This window comes from Exiguobacterium sp. SH31 (assembly GCF_001816105.1).
Lineage (GTDB): Bacteria > Bacillota > Bacilli > Exiguobacteriales > Exiguobacteriaceae > Exiguobacterium > Exiguobacterium aurantiacum_A.
On sequence record NZ_LYTG01000042.1, the window covers coordinates 1 to 23545 of the forward strand.

Sequence of the window (23545 nt, forward strand, 5' to 3'; positions counted from 1 at the left end):
TTTTGAAGAGAACCAACCCCAAACAGCAATCCCGACCATGACCGACCAGAAGAACAGTGTCCAACCTAACGAGTGGACAAAACCGTCTGGAAGACCCATGAACGCGAACGGTGTACCGGCAATCAGTTCCTTGAAGCCAGGGTGCTCAAGGACGAGTACCGTCAACTTCACACCGACCCAGCCAACGATGAGGAAGGCGGCCGTCTCAAGTGTCGGACGTTGATGCAGAAGCTTCACGAAGACGCGGGCCGCGAACCTCATCAAGATGACCCCGATGAGTCCACCCGTCAAGACGACGAAAAATTGACCTGAGTCGATTCCACCGATCTCTCCAAGACCGAGCGGCGGCAAGCTGACTGCGAGTGCGACCGCTGCCAAGATCGAGTCGACCGCGAAAGCGATGTCAGCGAACTCGACTTTAACGACCGTCCACCAAAACTCTTTTTTCGTGACCGGCTTCTCAGTAATTGCCGTCTCTTCTTTCGCCTCGGCGGCAAGATCTTGTTTTGGATCCATCTTGCGCGCCTTATACGTCATATATAGATGTCGCGCGCTCATCCCGATCAAGTAAAGGGCACCGAGTGCTTGGACTTGCCAGACGTTGATTAAGAACGAGATTAAGAATAATGCGATGAAGCGGAAGACGAACGCTCCTAATAAACCGTAGAATAGCGCTTTCTTCTGTTCTGTCCGTGGCAAGTGCTTGACCATGACCGCCAAGACAAGTGCGTTGTCTGCAGATAGGAGCCCTTCGAGACCGACGAGTACGACGATGATCCAGGCGTACTGCAAGATTAACTGCCAATCCATTTAAAAACATCCCCTTTTTGTTTGTGTTCCTTCATATTTAATAGTGATCTATTTTTTAAGTTCACAGGAACATTTTATTCCCGTTCGCAAATTAAATCAATCTTCTTTTGTTCAATGTCTGAAGTTTTCTGTCGCGGAGCAGGTTCAAAGCACGTTCACGAAGCAAAATGATACCCAGTTTGTATCCATTTCGTGATAAAATCCTAACAAGAACGAGTGGCGGTCAATTGCCCTCTCAAAAAAGGAGAATCCGATTATGTCTACAAGCCATGTCGCTTTACCTACTAAAGCAGAACGACATAAACTATTCGGCTCGGTCCCGCCGGTCAAAGGTACGAAACCGACAGAAAAAGATAAAATGGTTGATCTTCAAAATACACCTAAGAACTTCTTGTTCGCACTCGACAGCGTCGGGATCTCGAACGTCAAACATCCCGTCAACATCGAAACGCCAGACGGCATCCAAGCGACGGTCGCAACGTTTGAATTAACGACATCACTCGTCCAAGATCGTAAAGGCATCAACATGTCACGTCTTACGGAACAGCTCGACGCGTACCATACGCAAGGCTGGACGTTATCAAACCGCTCGCTCATCGAGTTCGCCCAAGAACTCGCCGAGCGCATGGAACAAACGGAAGGTCAATTGACGGTCCGCTACCCATGGTTCTTCAGCCGGAAAGCACCGGCGACGGGCCTCAGCGGGCTTATGAACGCCGATGTCATGCACAACGTGACATACAACCTCGAGACAGGTATGGCGAGCGTGACGGTCGGTCTCGTCATCAACGTGACGACGTTATGCCCATGTTCAAAAGAGATCAGCGAATACAGCGCCCATAACCAGCGCGGCTACATCACAATCGAAGCCGGTCTTGACGAAGCGTCGCTCGACGGCTTCGACTGGAGACTCGCATTGCTTGATGCGGCGGAGTCGAACGCATCGGCACCGCTTCACCCGGTCTTGAAACGTCCGGATGAGAAACGGGCTACAGAAATTGCTTACGAAAACCCGCGTTTCGTCGAAGATATGGTCCGCTTGATTGCGGCCGACTTGTACGAGATGAAACAAGTCGTCAACTTCTTCGTCGAATGCCGAAACGAAGAGTCGATCCACCAGCACGACGCCATCGCGTCAATCACGTTCGATAAACGCGACAACTAAAAACGAGTGAGGCCCACGTGGGTCTCACTCGTTTTTTTATACGCTTTGGATGAGGCGGATCGTCAATAAGAGGACGATGAGGACAATCCACACCGCCCAGATGACTCGCCATTTGGTCCAATCAAGACGTTTCACGAACACATACACCGTCAAATAGAGGACGATCAACAGTGGAATGACGACCCACGGATTGTCGAGCATCACGCTTCGACGTCACCGTCCCAAGCGAGCATACCGCCCTCGACGTTAATGACTTTAAACCCTTCCGATTCCAAATAGTCGCACGCCGTCTGGCTGCGTCCGCCTGAGCGACAGATGACATGATAGACGTTGTCTTTGCCGAGCTTCTCCGTCACGTCAGGGAATTCAGACAGCGGATAGAGTGGCACGTTCGGGATGTGTCCCGCGTCGTACTCGTCTTGTTCACGTACGTCGATGATATGGAGCGACTCCCCGTTCTCGAGCTTTTCACGTAATTCGGTTGCCTGGATACTTTGCATACTGTTTCCCCCTTAAAATGTTGTCCCTTACTAGTTTACCTCAGTTTCGTGTCGGACAAACTCCAATTGATCGTCGTGTCGTCCTGACAATAAAATCCTTCCAATTCACAACGTTCCACCATCTGTTCGACCCAAGCTCGGCTACCACAAATCAACGTGAAGTGACTATCCCAAGGTGGTACAATGAGCCAATCATGTTGATGTCCGAAGAACGTCCGATGCTGCATCCCCCAAGTATCGGAGGTTAGCGTCTCACGAATGTTGATCAGATGCCGTTCCATACAGAACTCGTCCCCGCTCCACATCCACTCTTCTCCCACTTCCAGAAGTGCTCGTAACACCTCATTCTCTATAAGATTAGACAGATCTTCTTCGCCCGGTGGAAGTATGTTCTCGCGTTCGCAAAATTCGATGATTCGATTCGCACCTGCTTGATCTTCGGCGTGCGGTTTCAGCGCCCCAATCATCGTCCGGAGCGCGTGATCGATACGTTTGACGTCATCGAAACCAAATCGGCGACGCATATCTTCCCATGTGATGGCCCGAAAGTGCTGTTCGACCTCGTTTTTGTCCATCTCGACATATCGGTCAATTGCTTTAGGATCTTCTATCGGTCCGAGAAACGGATGGTACGCGACGAACACTTCTTCAAACACGCCCTCATAGTAAGTTTTAATCGGAAAATCATCTCCACCGCCGAACATGGCGTAGCGATGTCCTTCCGGTAAAGTGATGGCTTCCTCAATCTCCTCCATGTGACCGCCTCCTTTTCCAATAGTTTACAACTACGAATCAAAAAAAGCATCCTCCGCTGTGGGAAGATGCTTCTGACTTACGCTTCGTTGCGCTCGTCAATCGCTTGTGCCGCTGTGATGAGCGTCAATTTATAGACGTCTTCTTCATTACAGCCACGCGACAAGTCATTGACTGGCTTGTTGAGACCTTGAAGGATCGGTCCAATCGCTTCGAATCCACCGAAACGTTGAACCATCTTGTAGCCGATGTTCCCAGCTTCGAGGCTCGGGAAGACGAAGACGTTGGCGTTACCCGCCACATCAGAACCTGGTGCTTTCTTCGCTGCCACGCTCGGGACGAACGCTGCATCGAACTGAAGCTCACCATCGATTGGAAGGTGTGGCGCTTTCTCTTTGGCGAGACGCGTCGCTTCGATGACTTTCTCGGTTTCAGGCGACTTCGCCGAACCTTTCGTCGAGAAGCTGAGGAGCGCGACTTGCGGCTCGATGCCGAACGTCTTCGCCGTCAACGCTGACAAGTAGGCGTTCTCAGCAAGGTCGGCCGCGTCCGGTGCGATGTTGATCGCACAGTCCGAGAAGACGTATTGCTCATCGTCACGTACCATGATGAACACACCTGACGTCTTTTTGATGCCTTCTTGCATCTTAATGATTTGGAGTGCTGGACGGACCGTGTCGGCTGTCGCATGCATCGCACCCGAGACGAGACCTTCCGCTTTGCCCGTGTGGACGAGCATCGTACCGAAGTAGTTCACATCTGACGACAACAATTCACGAGCTTGTTCAGCCGTCGCTTTGCCTTTACGGCGTTCGACGAACGATTCGACGAGCGTGTCGATATCTTCGTATGTCGCTGGGTCGTACTGTGTCAAGTTCGAGATATCAAAGCCGTGTTTCGCTGCAACTGCATCGATGTCCGCTTTCGGACCTACGATGATCGGGTTGACCATGCCGTCATTTTTTAAACGGACTGCAGCTCCAAGGACGCGCTCATCGACGCCTTCTGCTAAGACGATGGTCGGACGAATCGGGCTGACTTTTTGCTTCAACGTGTCAAATAATTTCATGGTAAGTGAACTCCTTTTCGATTGGAAGATATCTATGTTTTCTCTTTAGGACACAATTGTCCGTATGCGTGTCTTATTATACACAGTCCTTTTTTTAAAATAAACTATTCTGCCCATATCGTCATAAATCGCTTGAAATCAGTCATTATATGAATAGAACAGTTCTGTATTTATGACTGATACAGGTTGCTGTGAAGCCGTTTACATTTCTGTGTCCGCGTTTTTCTTTAGTTTGTCTCGCTTGTGACTACTCTCACAGATAGCGCCAAATTTGCCAGGCGGTAAAGTGTCTGTGGTAAAATAAACAGCGAAGCCAAGTCTCGAAAGGAGTTTTTTCATGTCAGAACGTCCAGCACCGACAACCGAAACACAGCACGCAGCCGCCACATTAGACGGTTGGTATACGCTTCATGATTTCCGCTCGATCGATTGGACACGCCTAAAAGCGGTCGACAAGGCGGCGCGTCAAGAAATGATTGAGGAGTTCGTCGCCTTCCTCGCCTCGCTCGAAGACGTCGAAACACGCGGAGAAGGCAGTCACGCCTTCTATTCGATCCTCGGTCAAAAAGCGGACGTCGTCCTCATGGTCCTTCGTCCGACGTTCAAAGAGCTCGAACAAGTCGAACTCGCCCTTCGTAAGACAAAACTGTACGACTATATGATCCCATCGTACTCTTACGTCTCAGTCATCGAACTCGGCATGTACCGCGGCTCTGGTGACGGGGATCCGTACGAGAACCCGCACATCCGCTCGCGCTTGTACCCGACGTTGCCGAAAGCAGCCCACATCTGCTTCTATCCAATGAGCAAGGCGCGCCGTGACGAGGACAACTGGTATACGCTGTCGATGGACGAGCGGAAAGACCTCATGTACCGCCACAGCATGATCGGCCGCAGCTATGCCGGCAAGATCCAGCAGTTCATCGGCGGATCGACCGGATTTGACGGCTGGGAATGGGGCGTCACGCTCTTCGCGGAAGACTCGCTCCAATTTAAGAAGATTGTTTATGAGATGCGTTTCGATGAAGTCAGCGCCAAATATGGCGAGTTTGGTGACTTCTACGTCGGAAACATCCTTCCAAAAGAAGAACTCGGCACATTCCTCGGTTGATTGAGGTTTACGCATCGACCCCCTCGGGAAACATCGTTGTAGAGGCACTTACAACAATGATCAATGAGGTGAACAACGATGCGCGTGTTCAAGGAATCAGATCGAGACACTGCAAAACGTTTAGATTCGTTCATTGAACGAATGACCCCGACAGCAGAGCTAGTCCAAATTCGATTTGAACAACAATTACAACATACACAGCGAAAGGGTCAGGCGAAAGCCTGACCCTTATTTTGTCTTCGCGTGAAGCGCGTCGCCAAGGAACGTCGCGAGTTCCAGCATGCCGTATTGATCTGCCTTCGCTTCCGCGTCCGAGTTATAGTTCGTATTCGTGTTGACGTCGTACGCATAGACGTTGCCGTCATGGTCTTCGATAATCTCGATCCCCGCGACCGCGATATTATTTGTTGCCAAGAACGCTTCTAGTTGATCGATGATCGGATCGGAAAACCCGTCGACGATTTCAAATTTGGCCGGCGACGTCTCGCCGACCGGGCAGAATTGATCTTCAATCGAACACGCATCCGCCGGGCATAGTTCGAACCCTTCCGACGTGTCGACCCGTACCGCGTAGAGGAACTTTCCGCCGATAAATTCACAGCGCGTGATGAACGGTTTCGGCGCTTCGATATATTGTTGGATGAGCGTGATGCCATCGACCGAGTCCTCGAACGCCGGTCCGTACACATACCCTTTCAACGCCCCAATCGAATGGAACAGCTGCACGCCAAGCCCTTTACCAGCACGGTTATGCTTCGTGATGAACGGGCTCATGCCAAGCTTCTCGGCCGCCTCGATGATTTGTTTTTTTCCGACAGCAGCAATCGTCCTCGGCACACGGATCCCTGCTTGACGAAGCGCCGTATACTGGTTCACCTTGCTCACTTCGAGGCGAATCGCCCGTGTCCCGTTGAAGACGGTCCGTCCGTTCGCCTCGAGCCAGGCAAGCACTCCTTCCGTCAGCTCTGGCGCGTAGCGATGCCCGCGCGTATGTGACGACGCGCTCATCCGGTTATAGAAGACCCCTTCAGGCGGCGTCGCTTCAATATCGATGATTCCTTCATCTAAATGCCACAGTTCATATGGAAATGATAACTCCTCGAGCCTTTTGACGAGATGGTCCGTCCACTCATTGTTTTCATGCAAAACGTGAATTTTAGCCATATGAATCCCCCTTTGATACTCCTAATGTACCACACCGATATCCGACTATTCCAATTAGCATAATCAACGATGCGTTCATTCTTATTTCATAACGGTTTCATGGTATAATGAACTTAATAATCTATGTGAAAAGTGACAATTTCAAAGGGAAGTGATGTGTTTGACTGCACCTATTTTAAGTACAGACGTTTTAATCCTCTTGTTCGGCCTCCTCCTCGTCGCAGGGGTTTTGGCCACGCGCGTGTCCACCCGTTTCGGCCTTCCTGCGTTGATTCTGTTCATGGGGATCGGCATGATCATGGGTAGTGACGTCACCGGCTTAATCTTCTTCGATGACTCGAACCTTGCCCAGATGATCGGGATTTCCGCTCTAATCGTTATTTTGTTCGAAGGTGGTCTGCAGACGAAATGGGCCTCGATTCGGAGTGTCCTCGCTCCGTCCGCCTCGCTCGCGACGATCGGGGTCTTATTGACGGCCGGGCTCGTCGCCGTGGCTGTTCGTTTCGTATTCGGTTTCGACTGGATTGAGTCTTTCCTATTCGGTGCCATCATCGGATCGACCGATGCTGCCGCCGTCTTCGCCGCCTTCAAAGGAAAGAACATCGCACCGAAAGTCGGCGCGACACTCGAAGCCGAGTCCGGTACGAATGATCCGATGGCGATGTTTTTAACGATCCTCGCTCTCGACTTCATGTTGAAACCGGACACGACGATTTGGGACGGCATTTGGATGTTCCTTCTACAGATCATCGTCGGGGCGTTCGCCGGGTATATGCTCGGGAACCTGTCACGGCTCATGCTCAATCATTTGCGCCTTGAGTCGAGCGGCCTGCACGCCGTCCTCATGATTTCGATGGCGTTCATGACGTATGGCGTGGCCGCCTACTTCGCCGGCAGCGGCTTGCTTGCCGTCTATCTTGCCGCAATGATTGTCGGGAACGCCCACACCGCCCACGAAGTGACCATCGTCCAATTTTCGGAGGCACTCGCTTGGATCATGCAAATCATCATGTTCGTCATCCTCGGCCTTCTCGTCTATCCGAAACAACTGTTCGATCCAGAACTAATTTGGAAAGGGCTGTTGATTTCATTTTTCCTCATGTTCGTCGCCCGTCCGATCGCCGTTTACTTATCGACGATCGCGATGCCGTTCACTCATAAGGAAAAACTGTTCATCTCCTGGGCCGGCCTAAAAGGAGCGGTCCCGATCGTACTAGCGACGTTCCCGCTCATCGCCGGGATTGACAACAGCCAACTCATCTTCAACGCCGTCTTCTTCGTCGTCGTGACGAGCGCGTTGATTCAAGGAACGACGCTCACACCGCTCGCGGCCAGACTGAACCTGCTCGGGCCGGATAAGATCCGCTCTCCGTATACGATCGCGCTCGTGTCGAGTAAACAGTCGCAGCATCAGCTCGTTCCGTACGTGGCGACAGAAACGTCATCGATGATCGGACGCACGCTCGCTGACATCACGTTACCGCCGAACACGGTCGTCAATGCGATCGTCCGCAAAGATTACCTCATCCCGCCGACCGGGCAGACGAAAATTGAACCAGGCGACTTGTTGTACGTCCTCGCCTCGACATATCGCCACGATCAACTCGATCGCAAGTTCGGGGAAGACGGTCTCGAACGCGTCGAACTATGACGGTCGTTTCTTCAAAAAAATGTCACCACTTTCAGGTTTACCTTTCTTTAAAAACGAACATAGTAGAAGTGACGTCACTTCTACTATGTTCGTTTTTTGTTAAAGGAGGGATCCATATGTTCGACTTGACACCGTTCCGTAAGAACGAGCTTGACCGTTTGCGCAAAGATTTGTTCGGTGATGCGTTCGATCGGATGAACCAGCTGTTCGACCCAAAAGACGGAGCCACTTCGTTCCTCGACTCGTTCAAGCTCGATGTCCGTGACCAAGACGGACAATACGTGATTGAGGCCGAGATGCCGGGAATCAAGAAAGACAATATCCACGTCCGGTACGACAAAGACTACCTCATCCTCTCGGTCGACCAACGAGAAGAAAAAGCAGAAGACAAGGACTATGTGTACCGCGAACGCCGGGTCACGTCGATGCAACGTTCGCTCTATCTTCCGAACGTGAAAGAAGATGCCATCAAAGCGAAACTGACAGACGGCGTTCTCCATTTGACCGTCCCGAAAGCCGACGATGGAACGAGCACCCGGACGATTGAGATTGAAGGCTAAACAAGGATCGTGCCTCGGCACGATCCTTGTTTTATATTTTGACTCGACGCGCCGAGGCGATCAAATCGGCAACGTCTTGCTCGCGTCCTTCGTGGAGCGCCTCGACGATGAAACTGCCGACGACGACCCCGTCACACGCCTCACCGAGCGCTTGGACTTGGTCTTCCCGATGGACACCGAATCCGGCGAGTACCGGGACCGGAGACCGCTCTGTCAACGAGCGCAAATGGGCGAGCAGTTCGTCCGGGAACGCGTCGACTTTTCCGGTCGTCCCTTTGAGCGTCACCGCGTAGACGAACCCTTCGGCCTGACTTAAAATCGTGTCGATTCGTTGTTTGTTACTCGTCAACGTGACGAGCGGGACGACGGCGACCCCGTTCCGTTCAATCCCCGCGAATAGTTCGAGGCTCTCTTCGAACGGCAAATCGGGGATGATGACACCGCTGACGCCACATGCGGCCGCACGGTCGAAGAATGGCTGGATTCCGAACCGGAACACTGGATTCAAGTATGTCATCAGGACGATCGGGACTGAGAAACGCTCAGTTCCTTCTATTAAATAATCCAACACACTAGAGAGCGTCACGCCGTTCGCGAGGGCACGCATCCCGGCCGCCTCGATGATCGGCCCGTCCGCTACCGGATCTGAGAACGGGATCCCGAGCTCGATCGCCGTCGCGCCCATCGCTTCAAGCCGCTCGATCGTCGGAATGAGTTGATCGAGTCCGCCGTCTCCGGCCATGATGTAAGGGACGAACGCTGCCCCGTCTCTATTTCGAATCGCTGTCTCTAAGCTCATTTCCGTCCCACCCTTTCTCGAATCGTATGCACATCTTTATCGCCTCGGCCTGACAGACAGATGACGAGCAGATCGTCCTCGTCCATCGTCGCGGCGAGCGTCTCGGCATAGGCGAGCGCATGTGACGACTCGAGTGCCGGAATGATACCCTCATGTCGACTGAGTGACATACATGCCTCTAACGCCGCCTCATCGGTGACCGCCGCGTAGCGGACACGCTCGATGTCTTTCAAGAAACTATGTTCTGGTCCGACCCCAGGATAATCGAGTCCAGCCGAGATTGAGTGCGCTTCTTGGATTTGCCCAGCCCCGTCTTGTAGCACGTACATGAGCGAGCCGTGGAGCACGCCGACCTCACCTTTCGTGAGCGTCGCTGCATGCTTGTCCGTGTCGACGCCGCTTCCTGCTGCCTCGACTCCGTACAAGGCGACATCCTCGTCATTCAAGAACGGGTAGAACATCCCCATGGCGTTGCTGCCACCACCGACGCAAGCGATGACGGCATCCGGCAAGCGTCCGGTCTTTTCTAAAATTTGGCGCCGTGTCTCTGTTCCAATCACACTTTGGAAGTCACGCACCATCGTCGGGAATGGGTGTGGTCCAAGTACAGAGCCCATGACGTAGTGTGTATCGTCAACGTGTTTGACCCAGTAGCGTAACGCCTCGTTGACCGCATCTTTCAATGTTCGGCTGCCTGACTTGACCGGAATGACCGTCGCCCCGAGCAGTTCCATCCGAAACACGTTCAATTCTTGCCGTTCGACATCGACCTCACCCATGAAAATTGTACATTCTAAGTTGAGCAGCGCGCATACCGTCGCTGTCGCCACACCGTGTTGTCCGGCCCCGGTCTCGGCGACGATTTTCTGTTTCCCCATCCGCTTGGCGAGAAGTGCCTGCCCAATCGTGTTGTTGATCTTATGGGCACCGGTATGGTTCAAGTCCTCCCGTTTCAAGTAGACGTTCGTCCCGAGGCGTCGGCTCATGTTCTCCGCATAATAAAGCGGGGTCTCCCGCCCGACGTATTCGCTGAGCAACTCGTCGAAGCGTTCTTGAAATTCAGGATCTAACTTCGCTTCCTCATAAGCCACCTCGAGTTCTTCAACGGCTTGCATGAGTGTTTCCGGTATATATTTTCCTCCGTATGGGCCAAACTTCCCGTTCACTGGTTGTGTGTACATGGTGTTTCCTCCTTGGCACGTCTGATGAACGTGCGAATTTTATCGATATCTTTCTCTCCATCTGTCTCGACGCCGCTTGAGACGTCGACCCCGTCAGGCCGTACGTCATGCATCGCTTGTCTCACGTTGTCGGCCGTCAAACCACCGGCAAGCCAGAACGTTCGCTGCGGACGTTCCAACTGCAACCAGTCGAGCGTCTCCCCGCTCCCGGGCGTCGGTGCATCCAGTAAGACGATATCCGCCTCCGTCTTGCTACTCGCTTCGATGATCGGCAGGTTGAACTGTCGGAACGTCTCAAGCGGCAACGTGCGCCGGTGCAGTTGGATATCCGTCAATCCGCACGTGATTGCCGTCTCGACCTCATCAAGCGTCGGATCGAGAAACACTCCGACGACACGGACGTGGTTCGGGATCAACTGCCGTAGCCGTTTCGCCGTCGCCACATCGACTTGGCGTGAACTGTTGTTCGCGAACACGAAGCCGATCGCATCGGCCCCGGCTTCAACCGCCGCCGTCACGCTTTCTTCTGTTTTTAATCCACATATTTTAACGAACACGTCTTCAGCTCCTCAATCAACGCCGTCGGGTCATCCTGTCGCATAAGCGCCTCTCCGACGAGAATTGCTTTGGCTCCCGCGTCTCGCAGTCGGCTTGCTGCTTCGCCGGTGCTGACTCCGCTCTCACTGACGAACGCAACGTTCGGATAACGCTTCATCAATTCAATCGATGTCTCAAGCGATACGTCGAACGTCTTCAAGTTCCGGTTGTTGATGCCGATCAGCACGTCCTCAAGTTCGAGCGCCGTCTGGAGCTCGGCTTCATCGTGCACTTCCACGAGCACGTCGAGGCCGATCAGGCGTGCGTGTTGCTTCAACGCGTGCAGGCGAGTCGGATGTAGCGCCGCGACGATCAACAACGCCGCGCTCGCGCCGGCCGTTTTCGCCCGGTCGAGCTGCCGTTCATCGATGATGAAGTCTTTGCACAGGACCGGGATATCGACGGCGTCAGCGACTTGGCGTAAGTCATCGAACGATCCGTTAAAGTACGTCGTATCCGTCAGCACCGAAATCATCGTCGCTCCGGCCCGTTCGTAAACCTGAGCCCGTTCGGCCACATCCAGTTCGGCTCGAATCACGCCTTTTGATGGGGATGCCCGCTTAATTTCCGCGATGATATGAAACCCGTCCGCGACCAGCCGCTGTAACGAGATCGGCTCCGTCGCCGTGACCGTGACGTCTTGCATCTGGTTGACCTCTTCGATTTTCGTCCCGATAATTTTCGTCAAGTAACTCATGCGCCCACCTCCGTTTTTTGTAGTTGCTTAAGGACTCGGGCGGCGTTGCCCTCGTCGATGCTCCGGCTCGCCTCGGCCACACCTTCACGTAACGTCTTGACGGCGCCGTATGTGCATAACGCGAGTGCCGCATTCAACAAGACGACGTCTCGCGCCGGTCCTGCCTCGCCGTTCAAGACGGCGACGAGCGTCTTCGCATTCTCTTCGGGTGTACCACCTTGTAGCGCCGACAGCGGCGCCCGCATCAACCCGACGTCTCGCGGGTCGACTTGATATCGTGCCGTCTGCTCTCCATCAAAGAAGAGCACCTCGTTCGCTCCAGCTAAGCTTGCCTCGTCAAGTCCGCCAGCCCCATGGACGACCATGCCCCGTTCGACTCCGAGATGGCGCATCGCCGTAGCCATCTTCTCGATCAAGTCCGGATGGTAGACACCGATCAATTGACGTCTCGGCTTGAGGGGGTTCGTCAGCGGGCCGATTTGATTGAAGATCGTCGCCGTCCCGAGCCGTTTTCGCACCGGCATGACACGTTTCATGATCGGGTGGACGTGCTGGGCGAACAAGAAGCTCAAGTTCGTTCGCTCAAGTTCGGCTAACACGTCGTCAGCACTTTGGACGATCGGGATATTCAACGCCTCGAGCACGTCGGCGCTACCCGACCGGCTCGACACGCTCCGATTCCCATGTTTCGCGACCGGGATACCAAGTCCGGCGAGAACGAACGCGACGGTCGAACTAATGTTGAACGTGTTCGCTCCGTCACCACCGGTCCCACAAACGTCGAGCACGGGGAGCGTCGTCTCCGGGAACGTCGCCGCCTCACGGATATAATCGGCCAACCCCGCCATCTCTTCGGCCGTCTCGCCGCGTGCTTTCAATGCGAGAAGCACCTCGGTGATTTGCGTTTCATCAGCTTGAAACAACTCGGAAGCCGCCTGTTTCATCTCGGTCGTCGTCACTTGGTTCGTCAGTAGTCGTGTTAACATGTCCGTTCCTCCTTAAGCGATTTGGGTATAAAAAAACTCCATACGACGTCTGTCGTATGGAGGACGGTATGGACCGCGGTGCCACCTCTCGTTGGATCAATCGATCCCACTTTCCGATGCTATCACATCGTATCCTGATAACGGTGGAAGCCGTCACGGCCTACTAACATTCAGCCGTGCTCTCATGAGCCCATTCACGTGACGGTCTCGGTCAGGATCCCACCACCCCTGACTCTCTGTACGAGACTTCTTCACGCTACTCTTCTCAATCATCGATTTAAGATTCAATTTGAAAAACAAAAAAGGGTCACTCGGTCCAACTCACAGCTCACGCTATGAGAAGGACGAGTAACCCCGTGGTGCCACCTTCGTTGGTTCATGTCGAACCCACTTCACGGACAAACATCCGCTTCCCCGTGATAACGGTGGGTAACCCGCTAAAGCCTACTAAAAATTTCGGTTTAGAGCTCGGAAGTCCATTCGCGACGTCCCACATACTGATTCACACCAACCATCAGCTCTCTGTCATGCAGGGACCGTCGTTACTTCTCTTCGTCGACGCCTTTGTTCGTTTCAGTTAAGTTAACTCGTACTATACCGTTCCCGATTCATCCTGTCAAACAAAAGTGTGCAAAAAAACTTTGCTTCTATAAGTGCGGACGAATCGACCGCATGTTTCAGAACGTCGCAAGTTGACACGTGATTTTTTTGTCTGCTATAGTCGTCCCCAACAACACTTCACTCAACTAAAGGAGATTTGACTTTGGAAACTAGTAAACTAAAACGTGAACTGTCGACCCGACAGCTCACGATGATTTCGCTTGGCAGCGCCATCGGAACGGGCCTCTTCCTCGGAAGCGGCCTCGCCATCCAAACGGCAGGACCGAGCGTGCTCGTCAGTTACGCCATCGGGGCGTTTATCGTCCTCTTGCTCATGGGTTGTCTCGCCGAGATGACCGTCGCTCATCCGACTTCAGGCTCGTTCGGCACGATCGCCGAGCGTTATGTCCATCCGCTCGCCGGCTTCTTGGTCCGTTACTCGTACTGGATCGCCAACGTCCTCGCAATCGGGGTCGAAGTGAGCGCAATCGCGATTTACATGCGCTACTGGTTCCCGGATGTGAACGGATTCGTCTGGGTCGCCGTGTTCGGCGGATTGCTCATCTACGTCAACGCTCGGCACGTCCATACGTTCGGGACGACCGAATACTGGTTATCATTCATCAAAGTCACTGCCATCATTCTTTTCATCGTCCTCGGTGCGGCCGCACTGTTCGGCCAACCGGGCTCACCGATCGAATCGATCACGACCGGAAATGAAGGGTTCTTCGCTTTCGGATTTTACGGCATGTGGGTGACGATTTTCATCTCGCTCTTCAGTTTCCTCGGGACAGAGCTCGTCGCCGTCACGGCCGGCGAGGCGAAAGACCCGGACCGCGCCGTACCGAAGGCGCTGCGGGCGACCGTGCTCCGCTTGACGTTCTTCTATTTGATCACGATCGCCATCATGCTCATGCTCATCCCATGGCAGCAGGCTGGTATCGATCAAAGCCCGTTCGTCCTCGTCATGCAGCAGTTTGACGTGCCTGGCGCGGCCGGTATTTTGAATTTCGTCATCTTGGTCGCCGCCTTGTCGGCGATGAACGCGCAATTGTATGCATCGACGCGCATGATGTACTCGCTCGCCGAAGCTGGCGACGCACCGCGTATCTTCAAAAAAGTAAGCGCCAGTGGGATTCCGATGCCTGCCTTGTTCGTTTCGACAGGCGGAATCGTCCTCGCGGCACTGCTTCAAGTGTTCATGGAGACGTCGTATCCGTTCCTCATGGGCATCTCGATGTTCGGGGCGATTTTCACATGGTTCATGGTGTTCGTCTCACACTTGTTCTTCCGCAAAAAATGGACGGGGCGTAAACTCCCTGTCCGTATGATCGGCTATCCGTTCTTACCACTCCTCGGTGCCGGACTGTTGCTCAGCCTGATGATCACGACATGGTTTACCGATTTCAACATCTTGCTCAAGTTCGGGATCCCATGGTTGGTCGGCTTGACGATCATCTATCTCGTCCGCGAGCGGTTCCGTAAGACTGACACAAAACAAGACGACATCGAGCAGGCTAATTAAAAATAGTGCCTATCCGCAATGGATGGGCACTATTTTTTCGCAAAAACGAGCACCCGTCGCGATTGACGAGTGCTCGTTTGTTTAGGATTAGAAGAACTGACGTGGGTTGACGGTGCTACCGGCGCTCGAAGACGAGTACGAGTAGCTGCCTTGGTGGATTTCAAAGTGAAGGTGCGGGCCTGAAGAGTTTCCAGTGTTCCCGAGCGTTCCAATGTTTGATCCTTGCGTCACACGCTGACCAGCGCTAACTGATACCGAGTTCATGTGCGCATAGACAGTCGTCCAAACTTGACCGTCGATGACGTGGGCGATCATGACGTGGTTCCCGTAAGCACCACCCCATCCAGCTCGAATGACTGTTCCAGTTGCCGAGGCACGGATCGGTGTTCCGACTGGTCCGGCGATATCGACACCGTTATGGAACGAATAGCCGAACTGTCCGCTTGCCGGTCCGAAACCTTGCGAGAAACGACCAGTCGTCGGTTGAATGAATTTCGCGCTCGATGGTGCCGGTGCCGAAGCTGTCGGCGTAGTCGGTACCGGTTTAGGAGCCGGTGCCGGTTCTGGTGCCGGCTTTGGCGCTGGCTTAGGCTTAGGTGCCGGTGGTGCAGCCGGTTTAGAAGCTGTCACATTATTTTGTGTCGTTTGGTTTGAAGACGACGATGACTGGGAATTAGTATTACTGTTCTGCTTTTTCTGAACAGCAGCTTGTGCAGCAGCAGCTTTAGCCGCTTCTTCTTGACGTGCAGCTTCAGCTCTCGCTTCTTCGGCTTGTTGCGCGGCCGCTGCTTTGGCAGCCTCAGCTTGGCGTGCCTCTTCGGCTTTACGAGCCGCTTCTTGACGTGCTGCTTCTTCCGCACGACGACGCGCTTCTTCTTCTTCACGGCGCTGTGCTTCGATTTCAGCTGCAATCGCTTCTTCTTGAGCGATCAACGTCGCTTCGATTTCTTGTAGGTCGAAGATTTGCGTTTCAAATTCGATATTTTTCTCTTCGAGTTCTTTGATGCGAGCTTCACGCTGTTTCATCTTCTTCTCGAGTTCGGCTTGACGCGCTTCGAGTGCTTTCTGTTGCTCTAGAAGCGAGGCCCGCTCTGCTTTAAGTGCGGCTTGTGCTTCTTGAAGAGACAGACGTGTCGCTTCGTAGTCGTTGAACAACTCTTGGTCGCTACGTTGGATCGTACCAGCCGTGATCATGCGCGTGATCAAGTCAGAGAAGTTTTTTGATCCAAAGATGAATTCAGCCCAGTTGATTGAACCGCCACCGTTCGTTTGCATCGTGGCCATCCGCTCTTTCATCATTTTTTCTTGAGCGATCATCTTTTTCTCGTAACCTTTAATGTCCGCTTCGAGATCTTCAATCTTCATCTCGGTACGTTTGATTTCTTGGCGTTTCGCCGCTACGTCGTAGATGATGTCTTGAAGCTGAGCGTCCATCTTATTGACTTCTTCTTGTACCTTCGAGATTTCTTTAGTGTTCTGTTCGATTTTCGAAGACGTATTTGATTGATTCTGTTTGACGCTATTGCGTTGTTCTTTAACTTTTTTCTGTTGCTCTTGTTTTTCTTTGATTGTCGTCGAGGCATCGGCTACCGAGTGCGTGCCGAGAAGCAAGGCGCTTAGCGTAAGTGTCGAGACAGTACGTTTCCAATTGATCAATGCAGACATCCTTTCTAATTTGACGGTCTAGTTTTACATACTCTATTTAAGTCGGTCGTTTTGCTATGTAACAAAAACGATTAATTTTTCAGTTTCAACACGGCTAATTATATCGAAGTCTCGAATGTTTTCCTGTTAAAGTTATATTTCACTTTGATTACGACAAAGAAGAGGGAGAGCCGTTGGCATTCCCTCTTCTTTGTATTTCAACGTTTTTTCGATTTTTTATGGTTTGAAACGTTTCTGTCATAGTAGCTGAAAATAGCAAATCATTTACCTTATTTCAAAAAAGCATATTCCAGCATTTTTTCTAAACTCATCCATTTCCAAAAAACGTAAAAAAGGTCAGTCTGACTTCTCGCTCAAGGCGAAGATGACAGGACTGACCGAATGTTCGTTGCGGGTGTGAAATCGAGGGGTCTCACACGTCTAATCATACAGACGAAGTGTTAACGCTCGATGGACATTTCGTTACAGTTTGAACGCACCGATGATGACGAACACCCATGCCGCGATGAAAAGAACACCGCCGATCGGTGTGACCGCTCCAAGTTTCGTGATACCTGTAAGCGCCATGACATACAAGCTGCCCGAGAAGAACAGGATGCCGGCAAACATGAGCCAACCGGCTGTGTTGAATTGACTGATGCTCACTTTCATCAAAATACTAGCGAGCGCGATGATGCCGATTGCATGGATCATCTGGTACAAGACCCCCGTCTGCCAGTTCGCGAGCATGTTCGGTGCCAGACGCTCTTTCAATGCGTGGGCCCCGAACGCGCCGAGTGCGACACCAAGCGCCATCAAGGCAGCACCGGTAATGAGTAATAATTTCATACGATTTCCCCCTTATCTCACTTTTCGTGCTGGTAAATTCCACTTCCGATAGTAGGATATCACTCGAAGCGTCGCGACGACAATCAATAACGCATACACTGGAAGTCCGCCTTCGAGCCGGAAGTAGTATGTGACGACCGCGATGATGATTGCCCAAATCGCGTACACTTCCGCCTGCAAGACGAGCGGTTTGCGCCCTGCGAGCAAGTCGCGGACGACACCACCGCCGACTCCGGTCAGGACGGCTGCCGCAATCGCTGCTGACAACGGCAAATCCAACTTGATGGCCACTTGCGCCCCTTGGAAAGAGAATGCGACCAAGCCGATCGCATCGACGATGACGCCCCATCTTTCCCAATGCGGCAAGACGACGCTCGGGAGCAGGAAGATGAGGAGCGCGACGAGAAAACAGAGAATAAATAAATCATTTTGTTGCCAAATCAAACTGACGGGGTTGCCGAGCAAGACGTTGCGGATCGCCCCGCCGCCGAAAGCAGTCGTGAAGGCGAGCAACCAAACTCCAAAAATATCGTACTTTTCGTCCATCGCGATGATGGCTCCACTCGCCGCGAACGCAATCGTTCCGACGACGTTCAATAATTCCCACTCCATAAACATCCCTTGCCCTTTCTCGAAAGCATTATATGGTAAAGTAAAGATACAAAAAATCAGATCAGTCGAGCGACTGCTTGTAAAGGATGTCGGTATTTTTATGAAACGAATCGCCTTGTTCCGCATATGGATCATCGTCACAATGTTCGCCCGATTCATCATTAAGATTTATTCATTCTCTCGCAAACAGCAGCAGGGTCTCACCTCTCCGGAAGAGTACGAGGCGCTCATGTTGCAGCTTGCCCGCGAGTATAAACGTAACGCGCTCCGCCTAGAGGGACTGTTGATCAAGCTTGGTCAATTCTTGTCGATCCGGGCCGACTTGCTGCCGCCGTCCGTCCTTAATGAGTTGTCAGAGCTCGTCGACCGCGTACCGACGTCAGGTTGGGACAAATCTCGTGCCATCCTCGAAGCCGAATGGGGCGTACCGTACACCCAAGTCGTGAAAGACGTCGGCATCGACGCCGTCGCCTCTGCCTCGATCGGCGAGGTCTACGGGGCCACGCTTCTTGAAAACGGGAAACGGGTCGCGCTCAAAATCCAGCGCCCGGACATCGAAAAAATCATCCGTACCGACTTCAAAGCGATGCGAATCGTCACGACGATGCTCAAACGGACACCGCTCGCCAAATCGACCGACTTAGATAGCTTATATCGCCAAATGATTTTTGTCATCGGGGATGAACTAAATTTCCAAACCGAATTAAAAAACGCGCTGTATTTCAAAGCGAAATATGCTGAAAATCCAGATGTTTATATCCCGGGCTACTACGACCATTTATGTACGAATCGGGTATTGACGATGGATTGGGTCGACGCCCGTCGCATCACCGATATTGCGTTCTTAAAAGAAAACAATATCGACCGCTCCGCTCTCGCCGAACGTCTATTTACAATGGCGGCGGAACAACTATTATTCGGCGGACAGTTCCACGCCGACCCCCACCCTGGGAACGTCCAAATCCGGGCCGACGGAACAATCATCTTGCTCGACTTCGGCATGGTCGGCTCGTCGACCGCGCAAGATATGGCGACGATCCGGAAGATCTTGCAGGCGTTCATCTCGCTCGATTACGACGGTGTCGTCGATGCCCTCGAAGACTTGCGCTTCTTGTTGCCGACGGCGAATAAACATAACATCCGCCAAGCAATCGAAAAGGCAGTCACATTCTATTTAGAGACCGACATTGATACGGTCGATACGAAATTGATCGAAAAAGTGCTGCAAGATATCCAACTGCTCGTGAAGAACGAGCCAATCCAACTGCCGGCCGAGTTCGCCTTCTTCGGTCGTGCCGCCTCGACGTTGCTCGGGATTTTACAGATTCTCGACCCGAAAATCGATTTGTTCACGCTCGGTAAACCGATTGTGATTCAATGGCTCGAATCAGACGGGACGACAATCCAAAACCGCTACGTCATGACGGCGCTCAACTACGGCAAGAAACTGTTGAACGTACCGCCGTTGCTCGAGAACTATTTGAAAGAGCCGACCCGGAAACGGTTGTCTGAGCAGGCGATGTTCCAACGCGAGCTCGAATCGAAAGAATTGCTCCATCGCCAGACGTTCAACTCGGGTGTCATTGTTCTCGGATTGCTCGTCGGTCTGTTCGGCTACATCCGACCTGACGAATGGCTATTTTGGTCAGGTGGTGTCGTCGCCGTCGTCTCCTACTTTAATTCAAGACGCCTCGGTCGAAAAATTCGCCATTTGGCTCGCCAAGATTTTCGTGTCTGATCCCGTCACTCATTTGAGTGACGGTTTTTTTCTGGAGCCACCTCCCGATATACGCGGCGACTTGTTGCATGTCCCGTTCGGTCGTCCATCCCATCGTCGAGACCTGGACACAGTTCAACTGTTGTAAATACATACTTTCGTACTGAATGTGATAACCGTAATATGCTAATTGTCGTCCCAATTCGATCGAGGACCGATCTTCCGGTAACATAATCGATAAAATACCAGGCGATTGATCGTCCCCAGTTTCGATTGCTACGCCCCGACCTAGCAGTTCCTTCAGGCAAACATCCATCTTGGATTGATGGGTACTCACCTCTTTTTCAGTCAATTCGTCCAACGCAATATCCATAGCTTGAATGAGTGGGACGGATTGTGTGAAGGCGATCGGATTATAGCTCGCCAAATCGAGATAACGTGGAATCGACGAGTTCGGGATGGGGCGATCCCGCATCGCGACAAAGGCTAGCCCAGGCGCATTACGAAGTGCTTTTCCTGATACAAACGTCACCATGTTTGCGAAAGCATAGTCCGTCTCAAACGTCCCGACCGTGCTAATCGCATCAATTGCGAGTATGGTTTTGCGCCGGTGTACGTACTGACGCAATCCTTCCACATCAACTAATTTTCCAGTAGACGTCTCGCAATGGACCGTCCAAATCCAGTCCGGTTTGTATCGCTCGATCTGTTGCACCGGGAGACGTTTACCGGTTTCGAGTGTCAGGACATCAAACTCGAGACGCGCTCGTCTGGCATGATCGATAAGTCGCCGCCCGAACTCACCCGTATCAAAAATCAAGCCACGGCCGGTCAATTGCGCCGCGACTGCATCGTTTGCGACTGTCCCACTCCCTAACAATGTGTATATGTGCGGTAGATTGATGCGCGTACTCAGTTTTGTCTCGACCGAACGAAGTACACGAATTGCTTCGGCCGAACGATGTGATAACGGTTGGGTGGCAAGAGCTGCGCGCACCGCGTTCGATAGTTCGACAGGTCCAGCGAGGAGCAACTTCGGACGCAGCGTTCGAGCGGTCTCAGACCCCATGAATGCCGCGCGCGTCAGCTTCATTGGAATGTATAGTGCCTCCTCCGGCCCGACCGGATCTGCGAAAGGGATAAATCCGAACCGTCGATACAATTTCTGTTCGCGGATCGTTCCACTAATCACAATCCCTTCCACATTACGTTCAATCGCCTCAGCGAGCATAGCCCGCATGAGTCCGGCAAACGTCCGAGTGTTACGGTAGGCTGGAATTATGGCCAATAGCCGGACCTCGATCCACTCGCCCGGTGGTAGGGTAACTCCTTTCTGTTCTAGCGAAAACGGGTGCTCGTCACGAATAGAACACATCGCAACGAGTTTCCCGTCCGCTTCTCCAATCCAGTATGTATTCGTATTATGGAAACGATCGACGAGACGACGCTCCAAGTTAACTTGATGTTGCGGGATTTCTTCCACGAACGTCTCATAATTCAAACGGTGAATCGCTTCCTCATCATTCGGCATCGCTTTTCGAAATTCAACCATGTGATGTCCCCCTTATGTGATGATACAAGATGACTGCAAGAGCCATGACCGCCAATACGAAATCCGTCGTATCTCCCCAAGCGGCAAGAGGTAGCAGAAACAACATGACGAGCCCTGTTTCGCGCGAGTTGCGCGTTATTTTAATGAGAAGTAATAAAAGCACAAGCCCTCCCACGAACCAAATCGGGTTATACGCTAAAATAATTCCAGAAAACACAGCGTATCCTTTCCCACCAGTTCGGATATGCCAAATCGGATAAATGTGTCCGAGCGTCAGCGCTAGCGCCGTCTCAAAAAAAAGGAACCACTCAATGATAGAACGAGTACTGTCTTCAAGACATCAAAGCCATAGACGAGAAGAAACGCCCAAATACCGCCACTCCGTAACGCGTTCCGGGCTCCCACATTCCCCGATCCGCTCGAAGCCAAATCTTGACCACTCACCATCCCGTATAATCGCCCGCCGAGCATGCTACCAACGAGATAGCCTACGACGACAATCCACATGTTTACCTCTCCCTTTTGTAAAATTGTGTATGTTTTTTGAAATCGGGTACTTTTACAATGTGACTTAAATGAAAGGGGAAATCAAGATGCGAGCTGAGAACAACTTCATTAACGGTGAATGGATCGAGACGAATGAGACAATCGAGGTCCGAAATCCGGCGACCGGTAACGTAATAGCAACCGTGACAAAGAGTGACGAGACCGAGGCCGGCCTCGCTGTCGACGCGGCCCAGGCCGCTTTAAAAGACTGGCAACAGTGGACAGCCGAAGACCGGGGCGCCCTACTGCTCGAATGGCATCGCTTGATCGATGAAGAGACGGAAGCGCTCGCGCGAACGATGGTCGAAGAACAAGGCAAACCGCTGAAAGAAGCGATCGGCGAAATCCGTTACGCCAACGGATTCATCGAGTGGTATGCCGCGGAAGGACGACGCGTCTATGGTGAGACGATCCCTGCTTCTTCAAACGAGAAACGTATTTTCGCGATCAAACAACCGGTCGGCGTCATCGCTGCCATCACGCCCTGGAACTTCCCGGCGGCGATGATCACCCGCAAATTGGCACCGGCTCTAGCAGCCGGTTGCACCGTAGTCTTGAAACCGGCCTCGGCGACACCGCTCACAGCGATTGAACTCGTCAAATTGGCCGAGAAGGCCGGTTTCCCGAAAGGTGTCATCAATCTCGTGACCGGAAGTGCCGCTCGTATCGTCAACGTTTGGCAGCACGATTCACGTGTACGCAAGCTGACGTTCACCGGATCGACCGAAGTCGGCAAGACGCTCATGCGCGGTGCCGCCGACACGATGAAGAAGATCTCGCTTGAACTCGGTGGCCATGCCCCGCTCATCGTCACGGCGAAAGCGGACCTCGACAAGGCCGTCCCGCAAGCGATCGCGACCAAGTTCCGTAACGGTGGACAGACATGCGTCTGCGCTAATCGGATTTACGTCGAGAGTTCGATCGTCGACGAATTCTCCGAGCGGTTCATCGAGGCCTTACAAGCGCTCAAGGTCGGAAACGGGCTCGACGACGGCATCGACATCGGTCCGCTCATCGACGAGGCTGCGGTCGAGAAAGTGATGAAACACCTCGAGGACGCCCAAATCCGTGGGGGTGAGATCACCGGCGGCGAACAGCTTGACGGCTTGTTCGTCCGGCCGGCCGTCGTCCGCTATGCGAACGAAGATATGCTCTGCATGAACGAGGAAACGTTCGGGCCCGTCGCCCCGATCGCTTCGTTCAACACGCTCGACGAAGTCATCGAGCGGGCGAACGCCACGCCGTTCGGCCTCGCGTCTTATATCTTCACACAAGATATTAACGAGGCCCTTTACTTGGCGGAATCGCTCGAATACGGGATTGTCGGCGTCAACGATGGCCTGCCTTCGACCCCGCAAGCGCCGTTCGGCGGATGGAAACAGAGCGGTCTCGGCCGTGAAGGCGGTCATCACGGCATCGAAGAGTTTTTAGAAGTGAAATATATTTCGCTTGGACTA

General features: G+C 52.7%; 24 protein-coding genes and 2 other annotated features. Of the genes, 7 read left to right on the forward strand and 17 right to left on the reverse strand.

Features of this window, described 5'->3' with window-relative positions:
* On the reverse strand, positions 1-810 hold an 810-nt coding region (locus tag A6395_RS06835), incomplete at its 3' end, for a TerC family protein (RefSeq protein ID WP_071398461.1).
* A 256-nt stretch (positions 811-1066) separates the two neighbouring features.
* On the opposite strand from A6395_RS06835, the gene folE2 reads away from it, so the two are divergent.
* Positions 1067-1975, forward strand: a complete 909-nt coding sequence (folE2, locus tag A6395_RS06840; RefSeq protein ID WP_016508342.1) for a GTP cyclohydrolase FolE2 — start codon at positions 1067-1069, stop codon at positions 1973-1975.
* A 36-nt stretch (positions 1976-2011) separates the two neighbouring features.
* Here folE2 and A6395_RS16080 read toward each other — a convergent pair whose 3' ends face one another.
* From A6395_RS16080 to pta, 4 genes are all read right to left on the reverse strand, one after another.
* Entirely contained in the window at positions 2012-2176 is a 165-nt protein-coding gene (locus tag A6395_RS16080) for a hypothetical protein (protein WP_173647380.1), read from the reverse strand.
* Positions 2176-2475: a rhodanese-like domain-containing protein gene (locus tag A6395_RS06845; protein WP_071398462.1), complete on the reverse strand. Its 300-nt coding sequence runs from the start codon at positions 2473-2475 to the stop codon at positions 2176-2178. The genes A6395_RS16080 and A6395_RS06845 overlap by 1 nt, the downstream gene beginning before the upstream one ends.
* Positions 2476-2510: 35 nt before the next feature.
* Positions 2511-3230 carry a DUF2711 family protein gene (locus A6395_RS06850; RefSeq protein ID WP_071398463.1) on the reverse strand — a complete coding sequence of 240 codons (720 nt, stop codon included), beginning with the start codon at positions 3228-3230 and terminating at the stop codon, positions 2511-2513.
* Positions 3231-3307: 77 nt separating this feature from the next.
* Positions 3308-4297, reverse strand: a complete 990-nt coding sequence (gene pta, locus A6395_RS06855) for a phosphate acetyltransferase (RefSeq protein WP_071398464.1) — start codon at positions 4295-4297, stop codon at positions 3308-3310.
* 337 nt (positions 4298-4634) lie between these two features.
* Here pta and hemQ point away from each other — a divergent pair, with 337 nt between their 5' ends.
* Positions 4635-5408 (forward strand): hydrogen peroxide-dependent heme synthase, encoded by a 774-nt coding sequence (hemQ, locus tag A6395_RS06860; RefSeq protein WP_071398465.1) that lies wholly within the window; start codon positions 4635-4637, stop codon positions 5406-5408.
* Between the two features lie 228 nt (positions 5409-5636).
* Here the strand turns inward: hemQ and A6395_RS06865 are convergent, their stop codons facing one another.
* Positions 5637-6572 carry an ATP-grasp domain-containing protein gene (locus tag A6395_RS06865; RefSeq protein WP_071398466.1) on the reverse strand — a complete coding sequence of 312 codons (936 nt, stop codon included), beginning with the start codon at positions 6570-6572 and terminating at the stop codon, positions 5637-5639.
* Positions 6573-6726: 154 nt separating this feature from the next.
* On the opposite strand from A6395_RS06865, the gene A6395_RS06870 reads away from it, so the two are divergent.
* A complete protein-coding gene (locus A6395_RS06870) occupies positions 6727-8223 on the forward strand; it encodes a potassium/proton antiporter (protein ID WP_071398467.1) in 1497 nt (498 codons plus the stop codon).
* A 116-nt stretch (positions 8224-8339) separates the two neighbouring features.
* Complete coding sequence (locus A6395_RS06875; protein WP_071398468.1) at positions 8340-8783, forward strand: Hsp20/alpha crystallin family protein; 444 nt, start codon at positions 8340-8342, stop codon at positions 8781-8783.
* 31 nt (positions 8784-8814) lie between these two features.
* On the opposite strand, the gene trpA is transcribed toward A6395_RS06875, so the two are convergent.
* From trpA to trpD, 5 genes are read right to left on the reverse strand one after another with little or no spacing between them, the layout of a single operon-like run.
* Positions 8815-9582 (reverse strand): tryptophan synthase subunit alpha, encoded by a 768-nt coding sequence (gene trpA, locus A6395_RS06880; RefSeq protein WP_071398469.1) that lies wholly within the window; start codon positions 9580-9582, stop codon positions 8815-8817.
* Positions 9579-10763: a tryptophan synthase subunit beta gene (trpB, locus tag A6395_RS06885; RefSeq protein WP_071398470.1), complete on the reverse strand. Its 1185-nt coding sequence runs from the start codon at positions 10761-10763 to the stop codon at positions 9579-9581. Before trpB ends, trpA begins: the two co-directional genes overlap by 4 nt.
* Entirely contained in the window at positions 10745-11320 is a 576-nt protein-coding gene (locus tag A6395_RS06890) for a phosphoribosylanthranilate isomerase (protein WP_071398471.1), read from the reverse strand. The genes trpB and A6395_RS06890 overlap by 19 nt, the downstream gene beginning before the upstream one ends.
* Positions 11296-12057 (reverse strand): indole-3-glycerol phosphate synthase TrpC, encoded by a 762-nt coding sequence (gene trpC, locus A6395_RS06895; protein ID WP_071398472.1) that lies wholly within the window; start codon positions 12055-12057, stop codon positions 11296-11298. The genes A6395_RS06890 and trpC overlap by 25 nt, the downstream gene beginning before the upstream one ends.
* Positions 12054-13043 carry an anthranilate phosphoribosyltransferase gene (trpD, locus tag A6395_RS06900; protein ID WP_071398473.1) on the reverse strand — a complete coding sequence of 330 codons (990 nt, stop codon included), beginning with the start codon at positions 13041-13043 and terminating at the stop codon, positions 12054-12056. The genes trpC and trpD overlap by 4 nt, the downstream gene beginning before the upstream one ends.
* A gap of 56 nt (positions 13044-13099) precedes the next feature.
* Positions 13100-13325: a binding site (T-box leader), on the reverse strand.
* A 55-nt stretch (positions 13326-13380) separates the two neighbouring features.
* Positions 13381-13611: a binding site (T-box leader), on the reverse strand.
* A gap of 189 nt (positions 13612-13800) precedes the next feature.
* Between trpD and A6395_RS06905 the strand changes: the two genes are divergently transcribed.
* Positions 13801-15168, forward strand: coding sequence for an amino acid permease (locus A6395_RS06905; protein WP_370246367.1), 1368 nt, complete (start codon positions 13801-13803; stop codon positions 15166-15168).
* Between the two features lie 87 nt (positions 15169-15255).
* On the opposite strand, the gene A6395_RS06910 is transcribed toward A6395_RS06905, so the two are convergent.
* The 3 genes from A6395_RS06910 to A6395_RS06920 form a co-directional block, all read right to left on the reverse strand.
* Positions 15256-16833 carry a murein hydrolase activator EnvC family protein gene (locus tag A6395_RS06910; RefSeq protein WP_071398474.1) on the reverse strand — a complete coding sequence of 526 codons (1578 nt, stop codon included), beginning with the start codon at positions 16831-16833 and terminating at the stop codon, positions 15256-15258.
* A 462-nt stretch (positions 16834-17295) separates the two neighbouring features.
* Positions 17296-17661 (reverse strand): DUF423 domain-containing protein, encoded by a 366-nt coding sequence (locus A6395_RS06915; RefSeq protein WP_071398475.1) that lies wholly within the window; start codon positions 17659-17661, stop codon positions 17296-17298.
* A 12-nt stretch (positions 17662-17673) separates the two neighbouring features.
* Entirely contained in the window at positions 17674-18279 is a 606-nt protein-coding gene (locus A6395_RS06920; RefSeq protein ID WP_070329139.1) for a trimeric intracellular cation channel family protein, read from the reverse strand.
* Positions 18280-18373: 94 nt separating this feature from the next.
* Here A6395_RS06920 and A6395_RS06925 point away from each other — a divergent pair, with 94 nt between their 5' ends.
* Positions 18374-20011, forward strand: coding sequence for an ABC1 kinase family protein (locus A6395_RS06925; protein WP_071398476.1), 1638 nt, complete (start codon positions 18374-18376; stop codon positions 20009-20011).
* On the opposite strand, the gene A6395_RS06930 is transcribed toward A6395_RS06925, so the two are convergent.
* The 3 genes from A6395_RS06930 to A6395_RS16190 are packed head-to-tail and all read right to left on the reverse strand — an operon-like array spanning position 19950 to position 22049.
* Positions 19950-21542, reverse strand: coding sequence for a GNAT family N-acetyltransferase (locus A6395_RS06930; RefSeq protein WP_071398477.1), 1593 nt, complete (start codon positions 21540-21542; stop codon positions 19950-19952). The genes A6395_RS06925 and A6395_RS06930 overlap by 62 nt on opposite strands.
* Positions 21535-21858 carry a glycerol-3-phosphate acyltransferase gene (locus tag A6395_RS16185; RefSeq protein WP_353647113.1) on the reverse strand — a complete coding sequence of 108 codons (324 nt, stop codon included), beginning with the start codon at positions 21856-21858 and terminating at the stop codon, positions 21535-21537. The genes A6395_RS06930 and A6395_RS16185 overlap by 8 nt, the downstream gene beginning before the upstream one ends.
* Entirely contained in the window at positions 21822-22049 is a 228-nt protein-coding gene (locus tag A6395_RS16190; RefSeq protein WP_071398478.1) for a glycerol-3-phosphate acyltransferase, read from the reverse strand. Before A6395_RS16190 ends, A6395_RS16185 begins: the two co-directional genes overlap by 37 nt.
* A gap of 86 nt (positions 22050-22135) precedes the next feature.
* On the opposite strand from A6395_RS16190, the gene A6395_RS06940 reads away from it, so the two are divergent.
* Positions 22136-23545, forward strand: a 1410-nt coding sequence (locus tag A6395_RS06940; RefSeq protein ID WP_084812995.1) for an NAD-dependent succinate-semialdehyde dehydrogenase, incomplete at its 3' end; no start/stop codon positions are given.